General features: G+C 31.3%; 17 protein-coding genes. 6 read left to right on the top strand and 11 right to left on the bottom strand.

Annotation, left to right across the window (positions count from 1 at the left end; translation table 11 throughout):
* Both Q0772_RS09125 and Q0772_RS09120 read left to right on the top strand, forming a co-directional pair.
* Nucleotides 1–1533, top strand: coding sequence for a HAMP domain-containing sensor histidine kinase (locus Q0772_RS09125; RefSeq protein ID WP_298343284.1), 1533 nt, complete (start codon nucleotides 1–3; stop codon nucleotides 1531–1533).
* Nucleotides 1534–1535: 2 nt separating this feature from the next.
* A complete protein-coding gene (locus Q0772_RS09120; RefSeq protein ID WP_298343281.1) occupies nucleotides 1536–2240 on the top strand; it encodes a response regulator transcription factor in 705 nt (234 codons plus the stop codon).
* A gap of 292 nt (nucleotides 2241–2532) precedes the next feature.
* Here Q0772_RS09120 and Q0772_RS09115 read toward each other — a convergent pair whose 3' ends face one another.
* The 6 genes from Q0772_RS09115 to Q0772_RS09090 form a co-directional block, all read right to left on the bottom strand.
* Complete coding sequence (locus Q0772_RS09115; RefSeq protein WP_298343278.1) at nucleotides 2533–2808, bottom strand: hypothetical protein; 276 nt, start codon at nucleotides 2806–2808, stop codon at nucleotides 2533–2535.
* A gap of 37 nt (nucleotides 2809–2845) precedes the next feature.
* Nucleotides 2846–3502, bottom strand: a complete 657-nt coding sequence (locus Q0772_RS09110; protein ID WP_298343275.1) for an alpha/beta fold hydrolase — start codon at nucleotides 3500–3502, stop codon at nucleotides 2846–2848.
* Nucleotides 3503–3841, bottom strand: a complete 339-nt coding sequence (locus Q0772_RS09105) for a hypothetical protein (protein WP_298343272.1) — start codon at nucleotides 3839–3841, stop codon at nucleotides 3503–3505.
* Nucleotides 3842–3844: 3 nt separating this feature from the next.
* Nucleotides 3845–5101, bottom strand: a complete 1257-nt coding sequence (locus Q0772_RS09100; RefSeq protein ID WP_298343270.1) for a dihydroorotase — start codon at nucleotides 5099–5101, stop codon at nucleotides 3845–3847.
* Complete coding sequence (locus tag Q0772_RS09095; protein WP_298343267.1) at nucleotides 5098–7023, bottom strand: VWA domain-containing protein; 1926 nt, start codon at nucleotides 7021–7023, stop codon at nucleotides 5098–5100. The genes Q0772_RS09100 and Q0772_RS09095 overlap by 4 nt, the downstream gene beginning before the upstream one ends.
* 82 nt (nucleotides 7024–7105) lie before the next feature.
* Nucleotides 7106–8113, bottom strand: a complete 1008-nt coding sequence (locus Q0772_RS09090) for a glycosyltransferase family 2 protein (protein ID WP_298343264.1) — start codon at nucleotides 8111–8113, stop codon at nucleotides 7106–7108.
* A gap of 87 nt (nucleotides 8114–8200) precedes the next feature.
* On the opposite strand from Q0772_RS09090, the gene Q0772_RS09085 reads away from it, so the two are divergent.
* Nucleotides 8201–10090, top strand: a complete 1890-nt coding sequence (locus tag Q0772_RS09085) for a peptidase M61 (protein WP_298343261.1) — start codon at nucleotides 8201–8203, stop codon at nucleotides 10088–10090.
* A gap of 240 nt (nucleotides 10091–10330) precedes the next feature.
* Here Q0772_RS09085 and Q0772_RS09080 read toward each other — a convergent pair whose 3' ends face one another.
* Nucleotides 10331–11095 (bottom strand): TIGR02757 family protein, encoded by a 765-nt coding sequence (locus Q0772_RS09080; RefSeq protein ID WP_298343565.1) that lies wholly within the window; start codon nucleotides 11093–11095, stop codon nucleotides 10331–10333.
* A gap of 97 nt (nucleotides 11096–11192) precedes the next feature.
* Here Q0772_RS09080 and Q0772_RS09075 point away from each other — a divergent pair, with 97 nt between their 5' ends.
* On the top strand, nucleotides 11193–12368 hold the full coding sequence (locus tag Q0772_RS09075; RefSeq protein ID WP_298343259.1) for an MFS transporter: 1176 nt from the start codon (nucleotides 11193–11195) through the stop codon (nucleotides 12366–12368).
* Here the strand turns inward: Q0772_RS09075 and Q0772_RS09070 are convergent.
* Both Q0772_RS09070 and Q0772_RS09065 read right to left on the bottom strand, forming a co-directional pair.
* Nucleotides 12358–13020, bottom strand: a complete 663-nt coding sequence (locus Q0772_RS09070) for an ABC transporter ATP-binding protein (RefSeq protein ID WP_298343256.1) — start codon at nucleotides 13018–13020, stop codon at nucleotides 12358–12360. The genes Q0772_RS09075 and Q0772_RS09070 overlap by 11 nt on opposite strands.
* A gap of 50 nt (nucleotides 13021–13070) precedes the next feature.
* Entirely contained in the window at nucleotides 13071–15563 is a 2493-nt protein-coding gene (locus tag Q0772_RS09065; RefSeq protein ID WP_298343253.1) for a DUF5916 domain-containing protein, read from the bottom strand.
* A gap of 178 nt (nucleotides 15564–15741) precedes the next feature.
* Between Q0772_RS09065 and folE the strand changes: the two genes are divergently transcribed.
* Together folE and Q0772_RS09055 are read left to right on the top strand one after the other, a co-directional pair.
* Nucleotides 15742–16329, top strand: coding sequence for a GTP cyclohydrolase I FolE (gene folE / locus Q0772_RS09060; RefSeq protein ID WP_298343250.1), 588 nt, complete (start codon nucleotides 15742–15744; stop codon nucleotides 16327–16329).
* A gap of 41 nt (nucleotides 16330–16370) precedes the next feature.
* Nucleotides 16371–16643: a hypothetical protein gene (locus tag Q0772_RS09055; RefSeq protein ID WP_298343246.1), complete on the top strand. Its 273-nt coding sequence runs from the start codon at nucleotides 16371–16373 to the stop codon at nucleotides 16641–16643.
* A 149-nt stretch (nucleotides 16644–16792) separates the two neighbouring features.
* Here the strand turns inward: Q0772_RS09055 and Q0772_RS09050 are convergent, their stop codons facing one another.
* Nucleotides 16793–17377: a Swt1 family HEPN domain-containing protein gene (locus Q0772_RS09050; protein ID WP_298343244.1), complete on the bottom strand. Its 585-nt coding sequence runs from the start codon at nucleotides 17375–17377 to the stop codon at nucleotides 16793–16795.
* Nucleotides 17370–17993: a DUF5343 domain-containing protein gene (locus Q0772_RS09045; protein ID WP_298343241.1), complete on the bottom strand. Its 624-nt coding sequence runs from the start codon at nucleotides 17991–17993 to the stop codon at nucleotides 17370–17372. Before Q0772_RS09045 ends, Q0772_RS09050 begins: the two co-directional genes overlap by 8 nt.
* Nucleotides 17994–18177: the final 184 nt, after the last annotated feature.

The raw sequence follows: 18177 nt of genomic DNA, 5'->3' as shown, positions 1-18177 counted from the left end.
ATGAGCTTGTCTCTCGTTGGTATTATTGCTATCCAAGCTTACTATATTAATGATTCTGTAAATAATGAAAAGGAGCGATTTAGGTTTAATGTGGATAAGGCATTAAATTACGTTTCCAACACCATTGAAGATAATGAATCAGAAAATTATTTTTCAAAGTTTTTGAACATGGATAGCGAAAAAAAAGCAGATGAAGATGCTGTTTCGCAATTGTTGATTTATAAAAAAAATAACAGCACTGATGAAACTCTCATTTACAGAAGTAATGTATTAGAAGAAAATTACAAACTATCTTCTTCGCTCTTTGACATTGGTTTAGATAGTATTGATATAAAAAATATCACAGCAAAATCTACTACTGAAATATACGATTATTCAGGTTTTAACAACAAAGATGTTAAAAGCCCAATCACAAAAATTATCAGAAGTGGCACTATAGATGAAGCACAACGTTTGAGTTTTGAAAAAAGCTTCAAGGAAATTTCTAAACGAACACCTATCCATAAGCGTGTTTCTAATACTGAAATTAAAGAATTGCTTTCTGAAAAATTAGCTAAAGATAATATAGATATTGATTTTGAATTTGCTATTTACAGTAATGATTTGGCAACAAAAGTAAGAAGTGAAAATTTTGAATACGAGCCAAATTCAAATTTTAAAGTACCTATTTTTTATGATGAAAACAATCAGACACCATATAGGCTTCTTGTTAATTTTCCTGATGATGGAAAGTTTATATTATCTGGGATAATAGGCATGATTTTGTTATCGATTGTTTTTACATCAATTATCATATTGGCATATTCAAGTGCATTATTTCAATTGGTAAAACAGCGTAAGATTTCAGAAATAAAAACTGATTTTATAAATAACATGACGCATGAGTTTAAAACCCCAATAGCAACTATTAATCTAGCATTAGATGCTATCAGAAACCCTAAGGTTATTGATGATAAGGATAAGGTGATTAGATATTTGGGGATGATAAAAGAAGAAAATAAACGTATGCATGCGCAGGTTGAGAATGTATTGAGAATATCTAAACTAGAAAAAAATGAGTTAAATATTAGTAAGGATAGGGCTAATCTACACGACTTAGTTGCAGATGCACTAACTCATGTTGAACTTATTGTTGAGGACAGAAAGGGTTATATTAAAACATTTTTTAAAGCTGATAAGTCTTCAGTTTTAGCTAATGAAACACACTTTACTAATGTTATAGTAAATATTTTGGATAATGCTATTAAGTATTCTCCAGACGCTCCTGAAATTGAAGTATATACTGAAAATGCAGGAACAAATATTTTGTTAAAAATTAAAGATCATGGTAGCGGAATGAGTAAAGCTGCTGCTAAAAAGGTGTTCGAAAAGTTTTATAGAGAACACACTGGAAATATTCACAACGTTAAAGGTCATGGTTTAGGTTTGGCTTACGTTAAAAGAATTGTTGAGGACCACCAAGGTCATGTATCAGTTGAATCAGAAAAAGAAAAAGGAAGCACTTTTATTATAAAGCTTCCGTTAATATCATAATTATGGAAGAGTATAAAAAAAGAATATTATTAGTTGAAGACGATCCTAATTTCGGAACCGTACTTAAAGATTATTTAATGATGAATGATTACGAGGTTACCCATGCTAAAAACGGTATGGAAGGCTTTGAAAAATTTAAGAAAGACGATTTCGATTTATGCATCCTAGATGTTATGATGCCATATAAAGATGGGTTTACATTGGCTAAGGAGATTAGAGAAAAAAACACAGATGTTCCAATTATATTTTTAACAGCTAAAACGATGAAAGAAGACGTTTTAAAAGGTTATAAGGTTGGTGCAGATGATTATTTAAATAAGCCTTTTGATAGTGAAGTGCTTTTAATGAAAATTAAGGCCATAATCCAAAGAAAAGCAACCGAAACTATTTCAGACAGCAAGCAGTTTGAGTTTAAAATTGGACGATTCGATTTAAATTCAAAACTTCGTTTTTTAAAGTTTGATGGGGGAGAGCCAGTTAAATTATCACCTAAAGAAAATGAGTTATTGCGCTTACTGGCATTACATGAAAATGACTTAATGCCTCGGGAATTAGCGCTTACTAAAATCTGGCGCGATGATAACTATTTTACATCAAGGAGTATGGACGTTTATATTGCTAAATTACGTAAGTATCTAAAACCAGATGAAAAAGTAGAAATACTAAACATTCATGGTGAAGGTTTTAGATTGGTAATTAATAGTTAGAGTATTTACATTTTATGATATTAAAAATCCAGCGTTTGCTGGATTTTTTTGTTTTCTATTTTTTAAAATCTTCAATATCTACAGCCTGTAAATAAGCCTCTTCATTAATTGTATTCTTTTCTGAAGAATCATAATCTACTAGTATTTTCCATATTTTATTTTCCTTTTTCAGAATTACATGGAATTTTCCGTAGTATGATTTTTCAGTTTCTGTATCAGGATTTCTAGTTAGCTTATAAATACCCTGTTCAGAAGCTTTTGTATTATCATTTATACGCTCTAAAAACCTAAATTATATGGTTTGATGTATGTTTTTTGATTTCCAATGGTTTTTATAGCCATCAATATATTTGGTTTTATTTTTAATCGTTTTAGCATCTCCGCTCACACGAATCATATTATTAGAGTGTAAGCTTGCAAATAAATTATAATCCAATTCTTCAAAAGCTTTGGTGAAGTTTTGCCAGAGGTCTAGATTTATTGCTTTTAAGTTATCTGTATTTTGTGAAGTTAATGTACTAAATGATAAAAGAAATAATAGTAGAAAAGAAGTAGAATATATTTTCATTTTAAACCTAAATTAAAGGTTTAAGATATGAAATATATTAAATACGCTTCGATAACCAATCTTTAAACTCGTAGAAATTTTGAGGCGCAACACCATGCCCTACAGGAAACTCAGAATAGTTGTGTTTGATGTTTAAACCATCTAAAAAAGGCGTGGTAAGACGCGCCCAACTTACAGGAATAACTTGGTCTGCACTTCCGTGAGAGCAATAAAAATCTAAATTTGAATAATCTTTACTTTCAATATCTTTAGGAAAAATATCTTTATTAATATAGCCACTAAGCGCAACTATATTTTTAACTTTTTCAGGGTAGGTTAGTGCTATCGCATAACTTAAAATAGAACCTTGACTAAAGCCTAAAAGTGATACATTGTTTTTATCTACTGGATATTCAGTAATAGCTTCATCAATAAACTTTGCAATTAAATCACGAGATGCTTTAGCTTGATCGTTATCACTCCATTTTCCTTTTTCTTCATCAAAATTAATAGCATACCAAGCATTGCCATAAGGTTGCATAGGGTAAGGTGCTTTTAAAGAAATAATAAAAAGTTCTTCAGGTAATTCTGAAGCAAAAGAAAACAAATCGTTTTCATCACTTCCATAACCATGCATCAAAATAAGTAATGGTGCGTTTTTAGTTAAGCTAGATTCACGAATAAGATGATCCAGAGAGAGTGAGGTATGTAACATTTAAGATCCGAGGTTTGAGAATATTTTTTGGTATAAGTTGCCAACTAAAGGAACAGGTTGGGCTTTTCTTCCAATGGCATTTGTAAAGCCATAAATAAAAAGCACAGCAAAGAATAAATAAAAAGAAGCCGAAATTAGCCAGCTATTAAAGCTTCCAATAATGTAGCCTAAAGCAAAAAAAGTAAGCCATAGCCCCAAAGATTGCCTAATATGAAAACTTGCAAAAACACTTTTTTTGTTGTCTTCATTATTTAAATAATAGGCTATAATAACACCAAAAATGGTAATGTAACTTATAATAGCATTTTGGCGCCCTTTGTTTATATCTTGTTCAGTCATTAATTAAGAATTTATAACGGCTTTATTATTTGCAATAATCCCGTAAGCTTTTCCTTTTAAAGTTTCATTTTCAAAAATCGCGTTTTTAGATTTTGAAACAATATCCGCTTTAGAGAATGTGTATTTAGTATCTGGATTAAAAAGCGCTATATCTGCTTTGTTACCAACAGTTATAACAGATGATTCAATTCCAAATCGTGCTTTTCCTTTTGTTAGAATATCAATAGTTTTTTTTGTTGTAAATATGTTTTGTAACGCTCCAAAAGCACTTTCTAAACCAATAGAACCATAACTAGCATGGTCAAACTCTATTTTTTTGTCTTCAATATCAATAGGGTTATGGTCTGTGGTAACCATATCAATTGTACCATCTTTAAAGCCTTCAATTAAAGCGTCTATATCGGTTTGCGTTCGTAACGGAGGTAATACCTTAAAATTGGTATCAAAATCCGTTAAAACATCATCAGCGAAGTATAAGTTATGAATCGCGACGCTACACGTAACATCCAATTTCTTCTTTTTTGCTTCTTTTATTAAGGTTACAGATGTTGCAGTTGAAATTGTTGGGATGTGTAATTTTCCGCCTGTATATTCCAATAAAAACAAATCTCTTGCAACTTGGAGCTCTTCTGCTAAGGCAGGAATCCCTTTTAAGCCCAATCTAGTACTAGTTATGTTTTCATTCATAACACCATGTCCAGAAATTTTATTTTCTTGTGGAAAAGAGCAAACCAAACCATCAAAATTACTAGCGTATTGCAGTGCAATCTTCATTAAATTCGGATTAGAAATGGGTTTCTTATAATCGTAAAACGCTACAGCACCAGCTGTATTCATATCAAACAATTCAGCTAAATCTTCACCTTTACTTGATACGGTTAAAGCGCCTACAGGTAGCAAACTAACTGCATTATCATTAGCTTTTGAGTTTAAAAATGTAATATCAGCATTGGAATCTATTACTGGGTTTGTGTTTGCATTTACGGCAACAGCAGTAAAACCAGAGTATGCTGCAGTTTTTAATCCGTTAGCTATGGTTTCGCGTTCTTCAAATCCAGGCTCTCCAAAACTCACACTGCTATCAAACCAGCCTTGTGATACATGAAGGTCGTCGAGCTTAACTTCTCTATAATTTTTAGAGTTTTTTATATTACTGGAAATCTTAGTAATCACACCGTTTTCAATTAAAATATCCTGAGTTGTATTATGAAACTCGCTTTTAGAATCTATAATTGTGGCAGATTTTATAAGTATGTTCATTTAAAGAATTTTAAGATGAGCATTTCAATAATCAATAACGCTAATGCAAAAATAGCAAACCATTTCCACAGGGCGTTAACTTTTGTGTTACTTTTTATGGTTTCAAAAACTTCAGTGATAGAATCACTGACTGTAGCATTTTTTACTAATGATAGGTCTTTATAAACTAATTTACTTTCGTCTCTACTATAGTTATAGCTTACATTTTGTATAGTTTTGTTTTTGTTTTTTATAGAATATGTAGCTGCTTTTAAAGGTGTTTCAGAGGTGTTAATAACAACTTTATTATTAAAATACTGTTGTTTTGGAATGATGTTAACATCTTCAGACACAAGTGATAAAACAGCATCTTGCTGCATAGTTGTTTCTATATCAAAGGTGTTTTCTTTACCAATAGTATAATATAACTCGGGGAGTTTAAAGCTCTGTTTGGCAATATTATAAAAAGTTGGTACTATTAATGGCGAGTTTTTAAAGCTTGAGTTGTTTTGGTTTAGTGGTGCTGAAAAAATATAAGTATGGTCTTTTTGACCTAAAAACACTTTGCCATCTTCAAACTGTAAGACTTTAGATAAGCTATTAGAAATTACATTAAAAAAAGTATTTACCTTGGGGTATTGGAAATTTTTAACTTGTTTTTCGAAAACTCCATTATTGTATAAAGGGTGCGCATAATTAATAGTGGTGATGCGCTTTTTAGAAGTCACCAAATTATTAATATTGCTACCGTGATTTACTAATAATTGATTATAAGAATCACGATTAATTGATTTTGAAGGTATTATTGTGATTGAGCCTCCTTGATTTGAAAACTGTTTTAAAGCTGATGATAAGGAGATAGGAATATTATTTAATTCATTTAAAAGAATCAAGTGTTGGTTGTTGATTACATTGTAATTTAATTGATTTAAAGTAGTAGACGTGTATTCAAACTCAGAGTTGGTGTAAATTCGTTTCAAAAAGGTGTCGTCATCTCCATTGATGCTTAAAATGTTAATTTTCGAAGCTTTATTGATGTTGAAAAACAGAGTATTATCAAATTGTAAACTCGAATCATCAATGCTTATTTTTCCATTTATTTCTTGGTTGTTTGGTAAAGAAAACGAAGTGGTAGCTTGCTCTTTTAATTCAACTGAAGTTTTAGCAATTAACGTATCATTGTTGTATAATGAAACAGGTAAATTATCAATTGAAGCTCCATTGTTTTTTAAGCTAACTTTAAGTTCTATGGATGTAGGATTAGTTTCTGAAATATAGATACTATCCACTGAAACGTTGTTTTTATTAATGGGGCTTAATTTTACTAAATTCAGGTTTGTTAAGGAATCTAAGTTATTTTTTACAACGAATTTATTCTCTTGAAAATCAGATATTAATATAATGTTTTTTAAAGTATTACTTTTGTTTTTTAAAAGAGTTTTGCTTTTTAATAATGCGCCCTCACTTGAAATGTTTTTTGATGAATACTCAAGTTTTAATAAGTCGTTTTTAATAGCTTTTATGGTTGTGTTTTTAAAAGTAACATCATTAGTAAAAATAGAAATAGTTTCATCCTCAGGAATAGCTGTAATGATGTCTTGTATAGCACGTTTTAGTAGCTCACCTTGATTACCTTTAGCTTGCATACTAAACGAGTTATCTAAATAAATAACCGTTTCTTTTTCCGTTTTAAAACTATTTGTTTTTGAAGTAAAAGGTTGAGCAAAAGCAAAAACTAATGCTGCTAAAAGCAGTAATCTTGTTAATAAGATTAACCATTTTTTAATTTGAGAGCTCTTGCGGGTTTGTAGTGTAGCTTCTTTTAAAAAAGCCACATTAGTAAAGTCAACTTTTTTAAATTTTCGCAGCTGAAATAAATGGACAATAATAGGAATGAGCAGTAAAAATAAAGCGTAAAGAAGTTCGGGGTGTTTAAACTGCATGTTTATTTAGATTGGGCAAATATAGAAAATGCAAATGAATTTATAAACTTGCCTGTTGTAATTTTAAATTAATAGCTTTTATTTAGCAAAAGAAAACATAATCGAAAATAGGTTTTAGATTAAGCTTATTCATATAATCTCTAATGCCCTTTTGTTCAACTTGGTTAGCAACGGTAATAATACTTTGCATATTATTAATGTCTTCTAAATAACTAAAAGGCTTTAAAATTTTGCCGTAAATATCTTTACCAATCTTTTTTGGGTTATCACAAATCCATTCAAAAACGATGTCTTTTTCTATCAATGATTTAGCTATAAATTTACCTTTCGCACCAGCACCCCAAACCACAAGTGTTTTCTCAGAAATATAATCTAGTTCTAAAAAATAATCTAGTTTTAAAGGAATAAAGTGATTTTCGGCATAGTGGTCATCTGTTCTAGATGTACGATAGCTATAATCCCTCCAATCATGTAAAACTGTATTACAAGGAATACACTTTAAACCTTTTTTGTAAAAACGAAAAGCTAAATCATAGTCTTCAGGATACCTTTTGGGGTTAAATGCATTACAAGCAATTAAATCTTCTCGATTTATCATCCAACAAGGGGATGGGATAACACACTCTTTATAAATTTCAGAAAAGTTAGTGCCTTTTTTTGTTAACGAATTCAACCATTCTTCATAATTTTTATATCCAGATTTAATACCTTCAGCAGAAAAATAATTTACTAAGCCTGTTGCTATATGTCCTTTACCATATTGTATTAAATTGTTGGACAGGATTTCAAGTTTATTAGGTCGCATCAAATCATCACTATCCATTCGGGTTATAAAAGTACCAGAACTCGATTTAAAAGCCAGTTGTAGAGCATCAATAATACCATTTCCAGAATTCTTTAAAAGGGTTATTCTAGAATCTTTTTTTGCAAAAGTATTTGCAATGTTAAAGCTAGAATCAGTTGAGTTATCATCAACAATCAGTAATTCCCAATTGGTGTAAGTCTGATTTGTAATAGATACTAAACAATCACTAATAAATGTTTCAGTATTTTTAAATGGAATTAAGATGCTAATTAATGGGTCTTGCATATTGCGAATTTAACAAAACCTTAAGAAAGCACCCCGTAACATTATGGTAATTTGCACGTCAATTAAAAAATTATAAAATCGATTTTGATGACTACAAAAACACTTCTAGCATTTTTTGCTGGTGCCATATTAGTAGGTTGTGGCTCCAATAAAAATGCTATCAACGATTTAGCAACAAATTTACCTATTGAAACTTCAATAAATTTATCCAACATTACTGATGATAAAGCACCAGTAATAATCAACCCGGGGCGTTTTACAGTAGAAACGGTTACATACAGGCTTCCAAGAGTAGTGCAAGGAACATACTCAGTAAGTGACTTTGGTAAGTACATCGATAGCTTTAAAGCCTTTGATTATAAAGGAAACGAAATGGCTGTAAGTAAATTAGATACAAACTCTTGGACTATTGCAAATGCAAAAGAGCTAGATAAAATAACTTATTTGGTTAATGATACGTACGATATCGAAAAAACGGGTGGTATCGGAAAAGATACCCCTTTTTCACCATCAGGTACTAATATTGAGCCAGAAAACTATGTGTTAAACTTACATGGGTTTATAGGATACTTCGATTCTTTAAAAAATAATCAATACAAGTTAGATATTACTGCACCATCAGATTTTATTCGTACTTCAGCTCTACAAAATATAAGTTCTAAAGCAAGTGAGGATGGTAAAATGACAACTACAAGTTACCTTGCTCCAAGATATTTCGATATAACTGATAACCCAATGATGTATGGTAAATTAGATGTTGAAGAATTTCAGGTAGGCGATATTAAAATTGTTTTAAGTGTATACTCACCAAACAAAGTGCATACAGCAAAATCGCTTAAAGATGTTGTCTTTAAAATGATGCAAGCTCAAAAAGTGTATATGGGAGATATTAACTCAACACCACGATATGATATTTACTTATACCTTTCTGATGGGTCGGAAGGGTCTCCCAAAGGATTCGGTGCATTAGAGCATCATACATCTACAGTAGTAGTTTTGCCAGAAGCTATGGATCAAGATGCTATTGCCTCAGCTATGACAGATGTAGTGTCTCATGAATTTTTTCATATCGTTACACCGTTGAGTGTTCATTCTGAGGATGTACACTATTTTGACTACAACAACCCAACATTTTCAAAACATCTGTGGATGTACGAGGGAGTTACAGAATACTTTGCAACCCTATTCCAAGTAGATCAAGGTTTGGTAGAAGAAAAAGATTTTTATAACAAAATATTAGGTAAAATTAAGGCATCAAAAAAGCTAAATGATGCCATGAGTTTCACTATCATGAGTGAAAATGTACTCAAAGCACCTTATAAAGATCAATATTTAAATGTATATCAAAAAGGGGCATTAATAGGTATGTGTATCGATATTTTAATACGAGAAGCAAGTAATGGTAATAGAGGTATTTTATCTCTAATGAAAGAGCTTTCCAATAAATATGGTAAAAATAAACCTTTTGAAGATGATAAATTAATAGAAGAAATCACAGCTATGACGTATCCATCAGTTGGCGAGTTTTTAAACACGCATGTCGTTGGAGATATTCCAATTGATTATAATGTTTTCTTTGATAAAGCAGGTTTAGAAATAGGAGATGGTAAGGCAGAAACTAATTATATTATGTTAGATAATACACCCATTGTAAGTGGTGATCCAGATAAAGGGATTTTCTTCACAGATAGTGCCTTAGGGGTAAGTTTCTGGAAAGAACAAGGCGTACAACCAAATGATATCATCAAATCTATTGATGGTACAGAAGTAACTTTACAAAATGCTAATCAAGTTTTAGGTGGGGTTTTTGGCTGGAAACCAGGTAGAGATGTAGAGGTTGTTTTACTGCGCGATGGAGAAGAAGTTATTATAAAAACAACTCTAACACAAGCATATAAGTCTGCGAAAATATTAAAAGAAAAAGAAAATGCAACAGATGCTCAAAAAGCATTGCGTGAAGCTTGGTTAAGAGGGTAATAGTATTTTAATATTACTAATTAGAATTAACGATTGATAAACTAAATGTTTGTCAATCGTTTTTTTTATGGCGTTACCAAAAGGGTCGGGCTATTCGCTATATCTTTTTAAAACGTTATCCTGAGGGAGGAACAATCGTAGCAATCTGTTAAATTATAGTTTCTAAGCAACTTGTTTTTTAAAGATTTTTAAAAAGGATGCCGCTTCTATCCCTAACGCAAATGTACGTTCATTAAAATTCTAAAAACCTTCAAAAACTCCTAAACCAAATAGCGCAAAATCATATTTAACAGGGTCTTTAGAATCTAGTTTTCTAAGAGATTTATCTAATTCAGCTAAGGCTTTAGCATCGTTTTGTTTACGCTTTAACAACTTTAGTTTTCTAGCTACATTTCCTGAATGTACATCCAAAGGGCAAGAAAGTAAACTGGGAGATATAGATTTCCATATACCAAAATCAACACCAGCTTTATCATCTCTAACCATCCATCTTAAAAACATGTTTATGCGTTTTGCAGCAGAATTTTTCATGGGGTCGCTTACATGTTTTTGCGTACGTTTTAAATGTTCAATCTCAAAAAAAATAGTTTTAAATTTTGAAATGGCATGTTGAAGAGAATCGTTTTTAGCATGATTTGCAAAAACTGCCTCTAAACCACTATGGTTTTTGTAAATATTTTGAAGCGATTTAATAAACTGAATACAATCATCGCCATTAAAGGTTCTATGAACAAAAGGGAGAAGCTTTTCTAAATCAGTTTCTTGATGATTCATTACAAAATCATGCGGTGAGTTATCAAGCAGTTGTATTAACTTTTTGCCATTATTTATGATGCTTTTTCGGTTTCCCCAAGCTATAGTAGCTATTAAAAAACCAGAAATTTCAATATCTTCTTTTTTACTAAAGCTATGTGGAATTTGTATGGGGTCACTTTCAATAAATTTAGGATTATTATAGGCTTCAATTTTAGTGTCTAGAAAATCTTTTAACTCAGCTCTAGGAATTTTTTTTGTACTTCTATTCATATTTAACAAAAATAACTGTAATTAGCAGAACATAAAGGAGACTGATTTATTTTATTTAGATATAGAAAAAAGCTTAATGCCAATTAAAAAATATATTTTACCAATTATTGTTTTTGCTCAGTTTTGCTGTACATCTTTATGGTTTGCTGGAAATGCCATTATTTTTGATTTAATAGGAAACTTTAATTTGAGCTTGTCTTCGCTGTCTCATTTAACCTCTGCTGTACAGTTTGGTTTTATTATCGGAACTTTTTTATTTGCTATTTTAGCTATTTCTGATCGATTTTCTGCTTCAAAAGTTTTTTTTATCTCTGCAATGATTGCTTCAGGTATAAATCTTTTAACAGTATTAGAGGTTAATACTTTTAAAAGTTTGTTTGCTATCCGGTTTGGTACTGGGTTTTTCTTAGCTGGAATATATCCAGTAGGAATGAAAATAGCTTCTGATTTCTTTAAAAGCGGATTAGGAAAATCATTAGGGTTTTTAGTTGGTGCATTGGTAATTGGAACCGCATTTCCTCATGCTTTAAAAGTGTTTGGAGATTTTATTTCATGGAAGAGTTTAGTATATATTACTTCAATAGTCGCTTTTCTAGGCGGTTTGGTTTTAGTACTTTTTGTACCTGAAGGTCCATATAAAGTGAAATCGCAAAAATTTGATATTACTTTGTTTTACAGTGTGTTTAAAATTAAAAAATTTAGAAGTGCCGCTTTTGGATATTTTGGACACATGTGGGAACTTTATGCCTTTTGGGCCTTTGTACCATTTATATTAAGTCGATATTTAGGTCATCATAACAACGCACATTTTAATGTTTCGTTGTGGAGTTTTATTATAATTGGTATTGGTGCAGTTGGCTGTGTGTTCTCTGGTTTTTTATCCCAAATATATACACCAAAAAAAGTTGCTGTAGCAACACTCTCGCTATCATGTATATGTTGCTTAGTGTCTCCTATATTTTTTTTAATTAGTTCGGAAACAGTGTTTCTTGGGTTTCTTCTTTTTTGGGGAATTGTAGTTATTGCAGATTCACCACTATTTTCAACTTTAGTAGCGCAAAGTGCACCAAATTACGCTAAAGGTACTGCACTCACTATTGTAAACTCTATTGGGTTTGGTATAACTATATTGAGTATACAATTAATCAATAGCATGCAAAACAGTATTGAAGTAAGACACCTTTTCTTAGTACTAGCTATTGGTCCATTTTTTGGTGTGCTCCAATTTGCTTTAAATAAGTTTAGAGTTTAAAATTCCCATCTACCATAGTTAATTTTCTATCTGCCATATTAGCCAATTCTTCATTGTGTGTAACAATTACAAAAGTTTGTCCAAACTCATCTCGGAGTTTAAAAAATAGATTGTGTAAGTTTTCAGCAGACTCACTATCCAGATTACCAGAAGGTTCATCAGCAAAAATTAAATCAGGATTATTAATTAAAGCTCTAGCTACAGCAACGCGTTGTTGTTCTCCACCAGAAAGCTCGTTAGGTTTATGATTGTAGCGATGAGATAAACCTAAAAAATCTAAAAGCTCTTTAGCTCGTTTTTCTGCTTCGGTTTTTTTGGTGCCTTTTATAAAAGCTGGTAAACAAACATTCTCTATAGCTGTAAATTCCGGGAGTAGTTGATGAAATTGAAAGATAAAACCAATATGTTCGTTCCTAAACTTCGCTAAAGCTTTGTCTTTTAGACTGTTAACATCGGTTCCATTAATTAGTAATTCAGAATTATCTTTAGAGGCCCCCTTATCTAGAGTACCTAAAATGTGTAATAAAGTTGTTTTACCTGCACCAGAAGCTCCTACAATAGAAACAATTTCACCTTTATTAATTTCTACATCAACCCCTTTTAAAACCTGTAAGTCGCCGTAATATTTATGAATGTTTTTTGCTTGAATCATCTATAAAAAATAATAGCAGTGAATTTACTACATTATACTGTGATGAACAATTATGAACTCTTTTTGTTTTTGAATATATTTTTAGCATCATTATAATCAATAAAGTAAACCAATCTTAAGGAAAAAGTATTTCGCTTTTCTTGGTCAAATAAGTTATTTAAACTATCAAAGTAACTGTCTTGAGAATCGTCAGAAAAATTAAAAATCTGATTTCTATACAATGCCGTTAATTGACTACCTGGAGCAAATTGCCAAGTATAGCTAAAGTCTAAATTCCAAGTGTTAAAATTTGCATCAGGATTAAAATCAGTATCATTGCCAATAGTTGTTTTGGTGTTAGTATTGGATATGTCTAAACTACCATCATTTTGTAAATTGTAAACTTGATTATCATAAGTTACACGACTTAAATAATTTCTAAAGCTTAAAGTTAATGCGTTAAAAGGATTGAAGTTATAACTTCCAGAAATACTCACTTCAGTTTCAATGCGCTCTCGTTGACCAAAAATAATTTCTCCATCAACATCTTGTCCGTTAATGTAACCTCTATCCCCAAAATAGTCATCATATTCATAGCGTAAAACAACTAAAAATTTATCATTAAACTTAAAGCGTGGTCCAATACCATACCACCAATTGCTATAATTGTCTCTTTCTTTGTCAAAAAACAACCCATATCCAAAATTTGCATTTAACGCAAAAAACTTATTGTAATCAGAAGATATTCTTACATTAGATTCTGTATAGTTTTTAGTTATAAAAAAGCTATCAAATCCATTTCTTGGCTCAAAATAATCATAACGCTTTCCAATGTTTGTAAATATATTACCGCCAAAAGAGAATAGTTTTTTTGTTGTTGCATTAATATAAAAACCACTATTAGTCCCAGTATAAGTATTCGGATTAGCCAGTTGATTATAATTGAACCAAAAGCCAGCCCAAAAGTTATTCAGCTTTTTTGTTGGTTTAAAGATTCTGTAATTTATTTCTCCACGAAAGTTACTATAGTTATTTCTAAATAGTATACCTAAGTCGTTAATATTGTAGTGCTCATCTGCATAGCTATAATTAATATTATACCTTAGTTTACCGCTGTTTTTACTAATACCTAATCTAGCACTATAGCCGTTTTCTTGATTCTCAACATCATTGAAAGTACTCATTTTAACTTCGCCTTGAGCACCATAAGTATTCTTTTTGTTTACTAAATCTAATAACAAACCTGTTACGTTGGCATCTCTAAAATTTCCATCTCGAGTTACGTTTGTGTTGATTAAAGTTACAGATGAGTTTTTATTAAATTGCTGATCTAGAACCATAATATTATAGTTTGCAAGTGGTTCAACAATTTCTTTTCGTCTCGATTTTATAGTTTGTTCGCTAGGTGTATTTTCGTTAATTATTTCAGTCTTTTCAATAGTAGCTGAAGTTTTTTCAGTAATAGCATTAAAGAAACCAATACCTAAGCCTTTTTTAGTTCTGCCAGATATTTTTATGGCATTAATCATTTGCACTTTTTCTGGATAATCAATAACATCCTCATCATCTGCAGTTTCAGGAGTAACAGTAGGGTTGCCACCTATGCGTCTTGAATAGAATAATCTTCCTTTATTAAATAAATCAACACCCTCTGTAAAAAACTGCCTTTGTTCTGCAAATTGTTGCTCGAAGGGACCTAAATTCAATTCAACATTGTCAAAACCAGCTTGACTAAAATCAGGAATTAAAGTGGCGTCTAAAGTTATGTTTTCAGTAATGCCATACTTCACATCCAAGCCAGCAGCAAAATCGGTTTCGGTTTCACCATCAAAAGTACTAACTAGACTAGAAGCATATGGGTAAAAACTCAATCGAGTAGGCGGTTTAATATTTTTTAATCCCTTTAATTCTGCATTATACAACCCAAAATTACCTTTAGTAACATCAATAGCATTCCAAGTATATTGAGCTCTTGTTTTTCTAAAGTGCCTATGAAATTGTATGCCCCAAGTTGGATCTTCTTGTTGTGTAAACCGCAATGCCCTGTAAGGTATTTTTATTTCAACAACCCAGCCATCATCAACAAGTTTTACAGCGCTTTCCCAAACAGCATTCCATCCAAAATCTTCACCATTATTAGGGCTTTCAACAGCATCAGCTTGGGTTCCAGAGCTAAAAACAAAAAATTCGGTGTTGTTTTGGGCATCATTATTAGGATTGAAGATTATACCAAAAAAATCGGATTGCCCAAAATTATCGCGCTGTGTGAATTGGCGCATAACATCGTCAGGATTGTCATGTAGATAAGCAGCTATATAAATAGCTTTATCATCATAGCACATTTTTACTTCAGTTCGCTTTTCTTTTATTGGAGATTTTCCAACATCTGGCCTAAATTGAATAAAGTCTGTGGCTATTTGTAAATTATCCCATGTACCTTCATTAATAACACCGTCAATATTTGGAGGCTTTTGTGTTCTTGTTATTTGATAAACCTTTTTTGTTTGTGCTTCTGGATTCAGAATAACACAAAAGCATAGCAATAAGAAGGTTATTAGCTTCATGAATTGATTTGATTGATGATGAAAGTATGCCCAGTTTTAGTTACTAAGCATATACAAAACTAAATTTGTTGCTAATTATTATTCCCAATAAAAAGTTAAAAGTTTATGCAAGGTTCTTAAACATTGAGTTTAGAAATTATTTTTTTAGCTACCTTTAGGTTTAAATTTAAGTAAGATTATGCCATATAAAAGTTTTGAAGAGTACAACGATAAAATCACTGATGATGTTAAAAACAGATACGAAGCTATTATTAAGGACTTAGGTGAAAATACGCAGCGTGAAGGTCTTTTGAAGACACCTGAACGTGCAGCCAAAGCGATGCAATTTTTAACTCAAGGTTACGATCAAGATCCAGTTGAAATCCTAAAGGGAGCCATGTTTAAAGAGTCTTATAATGAAATGGTTATTGTTAAAGATATTGAGTTGTATTCGCTTTGTGAACACCATATCTTACCTTTTTTTGGAAAGGTACACATTGCATATATTCCTAACGGTCAAATTGTAGGGTTGAGTAAATTACCTAGAATTGTTGATGTGTTTGCAAGACGATTGCAAGTACAAGAACGCCTTACAGAGCAAGTTTTAGATTGTATAAATGATACGCTTAAGCCTCAAGGTGTAGCTGTGGTTATTGAAGCATCACACATGTGTATGATGATGCGAGGTGTGCAAAAACAAAATTCTATAACAACAACTTCTGGCTTTAGAGGGCAGTTTGAAAAAATTGAAACTAGAAATGAGTTTCTAAAGCTTATTGGAAAATAAACTTGGTACGTTTCTTGTTATATTTTTAATAAATATATAGAATGAATTTAGAAAATTTAAGTAAATATAAAAAGCTCGGATTAAGCCTAGTATTTGATGCTATTGGTATGCTTACCATTTTTGATATTATTTGGGCACCAGCATCTGGGTATTTAATGAGCAAAATGTATAAAGGTAACCGTGGTAAAATAGCTGGTGTTGTATCTTTTATTGAAGAGATTATACCTGGGTTTGATATTATACCAACATTTACCATCATGTGGTTTTTAACCTATGTATTTCAAAAGAGCGAAGAAGAGATTTTGGAGGTTTAGGATTGATTTTCGCTAACGTGTTTTTATATGATTTGTTGCGTGTTTTAATCACCTAATTTAGCAAATACAAACCGAATAGAAAATCCGCGAGGATTTTCTTAAGTAGGCTAAAACCAGCAATTAATTATACACGTTGTTGGCAACAGTTTTTATAATCCAATTACTCTATTCCAATCAGCAACATACATATAAATCCTTTGGAATTCGCTAGGTAAAAGCATTCTATTATGTGCTATAAAATTTCTAGCTTTTTCCAATTCTTCCATTCTTTGTTTTAGCCAATGCTGTGAAGGAATTAAGTTACTAAAACAAGTCCATTTCTCAATCATAATTGAAGCAAGCATTCCAAAATCAACGAAGCCCAATAAATCTGTTTTTTCTCCTTCAAGCCAAGAATCAGTTAATGCGGTTGTTTGTCTTTTTTCTGCGTGTTCTTTCGTTTTTCTAGGTAGATTATTCCACCAATCAACACCTTCATTTTCGGTTAAAGTTTCACGAATGAAATCTCTAATTTCATTTTCAAAGCAGTTAATAATGGCATACAGTCTAGCCATTTCTAATGCATTATTTCGTCTCGAAATTCCAAAAGGTGCAAGTGCTTCTCCCAAAAGTTGCTTTTCCGTGTAACTTGAGTCAGCGCCAATTTGAATTCCAGCTCCTTGAAATTTGGAAGCTTCTGATTCGAACATTAAACCTCGAAAAAGAAAATCTCTTATGTCTTTTTGATTACTCAATTAAATGTTCTTTTAAAGATTTAAAAATAGCATTGTAAACTTCAATATCTTTAGTTGCAGGTAGATGAATTTGAATATTGTAGTGAAGTCCAAGACCAGAAGTTTCTTTAATTATTTTTTCTTGTACTCCTTTAGGTTCGGTTTTGGTTGGCTCAATCTTATCCTTAACTTTTTCAGTAGATAACTTCTTTTGGTCAAATTCTAAATCAGCAATTTTTAATAGAGAAAAGAATGTTTTAGACATTAAGTTTGCAACAGTATCACTTACATTATGGTAACTTTTGAATTTACCAGTAATTAGTTCATTATCCTTTTGAGTAGGCTTTGATTTTATTAAAAACAAGTCAGAATAAGCTTCTTTAATAGCTTCTCCCATAATTCTTTCTGACAAAGCGTGGTTTCGATATTCTTGGTATCTCTGTGTTGGACTACCATCAGATGACAAAAAACCTAAAGCTTTCATTAATGGAATGAAAGGTCTATGGTTGTTAGACTTATATCCTAAATCTTTTAATATTTGATTTGTAAACCTATCAGGTGCTTGAGCATCCCTTATTTTACCAAAAAATTCAGGTAAAGTTGAATAGGAATTCGTGTAAGTTGATGGTAATGCCATAGTTTATTTTAGTTTTTCAAATTGTTGCCAACTTATATGATATGACGTCGTTTTAATACTGAAACAAGTTCAGCACAAGTGACTTATATCAGTCGTTAGCGAATTTAGTAGAATTTTTTTACAAAGTCAAATGATTTGTAGGATTAAATCAATTGGAAAATTGTTAACAAGTCCCTCTTAAATT

The sequence above is a fragment of the uncultured Algibacter sp. genome (assembly GCF_947490405.1).
GTDB lineage: Bacteria > Bacteroidota > Bacteroidia > Flavobacteriales > Flavobacteriaceae > Algibacter_B.
This window is presented reverse-complemented; position numbering and strand designations above follow the sequence as displayed.

Bases quoted from the DNA above. Each gene is read 5' to 3' on its own strand.
- Q0772_RS09115 (WP_298343278.1), bottom strand. From the start codon at position 2,808: ATGAAAATATATTCTACTTCTTTTCTACTATTATTTCTTTTATCATTT.
- Q0772_RS09120 (WP_298343281.1), top strand. From the start codon at position 1,536: ATGGAAGAGTATAAAAAAAGAATATTATTAGTTGAAGACGATCCTAAT.
- Q0772_RS09125 (WP_298343284.1), top strand. From the start codon at position 1: ATGAGCTTGTCTCTCGTTGGTATTATTGCTATCCAAGCTTACTATATT.
- Q0772_RS09090 (WP_298343264.1), bottom strand. From the start codon at position 8,113: ATGCAAGACCCATTAATTAGCATCTTAATTCCATTTAAAAATACTGAA.
- Q0772_RS09070 (WP_298343256.1), bottom strand. From the start codon at position 13,020: ATGATTCAAGCAAAAAACATTCATAAATATTACGGCGACTTACAGGTT.
- folE (WP_298343250.1), top strand. From the start codon at position 15,742: ATGCCATATAAAAGTTTTGAAGAGTACAACGATAAAATCACTGATGAT.
- Q0772_RS09110 (WP_298343275.1), bottom strand. From the start codon at position 3,502: ATGTTACATACCTCACTCTCTCTGGATCATCTTATTCGTGAATCTAGC.
- Q0772_RS09075 (WP_298343259.1), top strand. From the start codon at position 11,193: ATGCCAATTAAAAAATATATTTTACCAATTATTGTTTTTGCTCAGTTT.
- Q0772_RS09055 (WP_298343246.1), top strand. From the start codon at position 16,371: ATGAATTTAGAAAATTTAAGTAAATATAAAAAGCTCGGATTAAGCCTA.
- Q0772_RS09095 (WP_298343267.1), bottom strand. From the start codon at position 7,023: ATGCAGTTTAAACACCCCGAACTTCTTTACGCTTTATTTTTACTGCTC.
- Q0772_RS09065 (WP_298343253.1), bottom strand. From the start codon at position 15,563: ATGAAGCTAATAACCTTCTTATTGCTATGCTTTTGTGTTATTCTGAAT.
- Q0772_RS09085 (WP_298343261.1), top strand. From the start codon at position 8,201: ATGACTACAAAAACACTTCTAGCATTTTTTGCTGGTGCCATATTAGTA.
- Q0772_RS09105 (WP_298343272.1), bottom strand. From the start codon at position 3,841: ATGACTGAACAAGATATAAACAAAGGGCGCCAAAATGCTATTATAAGT.
- Q0772_RS09100 (WP_298343270.1), bottom strand. From the start codon at position 5,101: ATGAACATACTTATAAAATCTGCCACAATTATAGATTCTAAAAGCGAG.
- Q0772_RS09045 (WP_298343241.1), bottom strand. From the start codon at position 17,993: ATGGCATTACCATCAACTTACACGAATTCCTATTCAACTTTACCTGAA.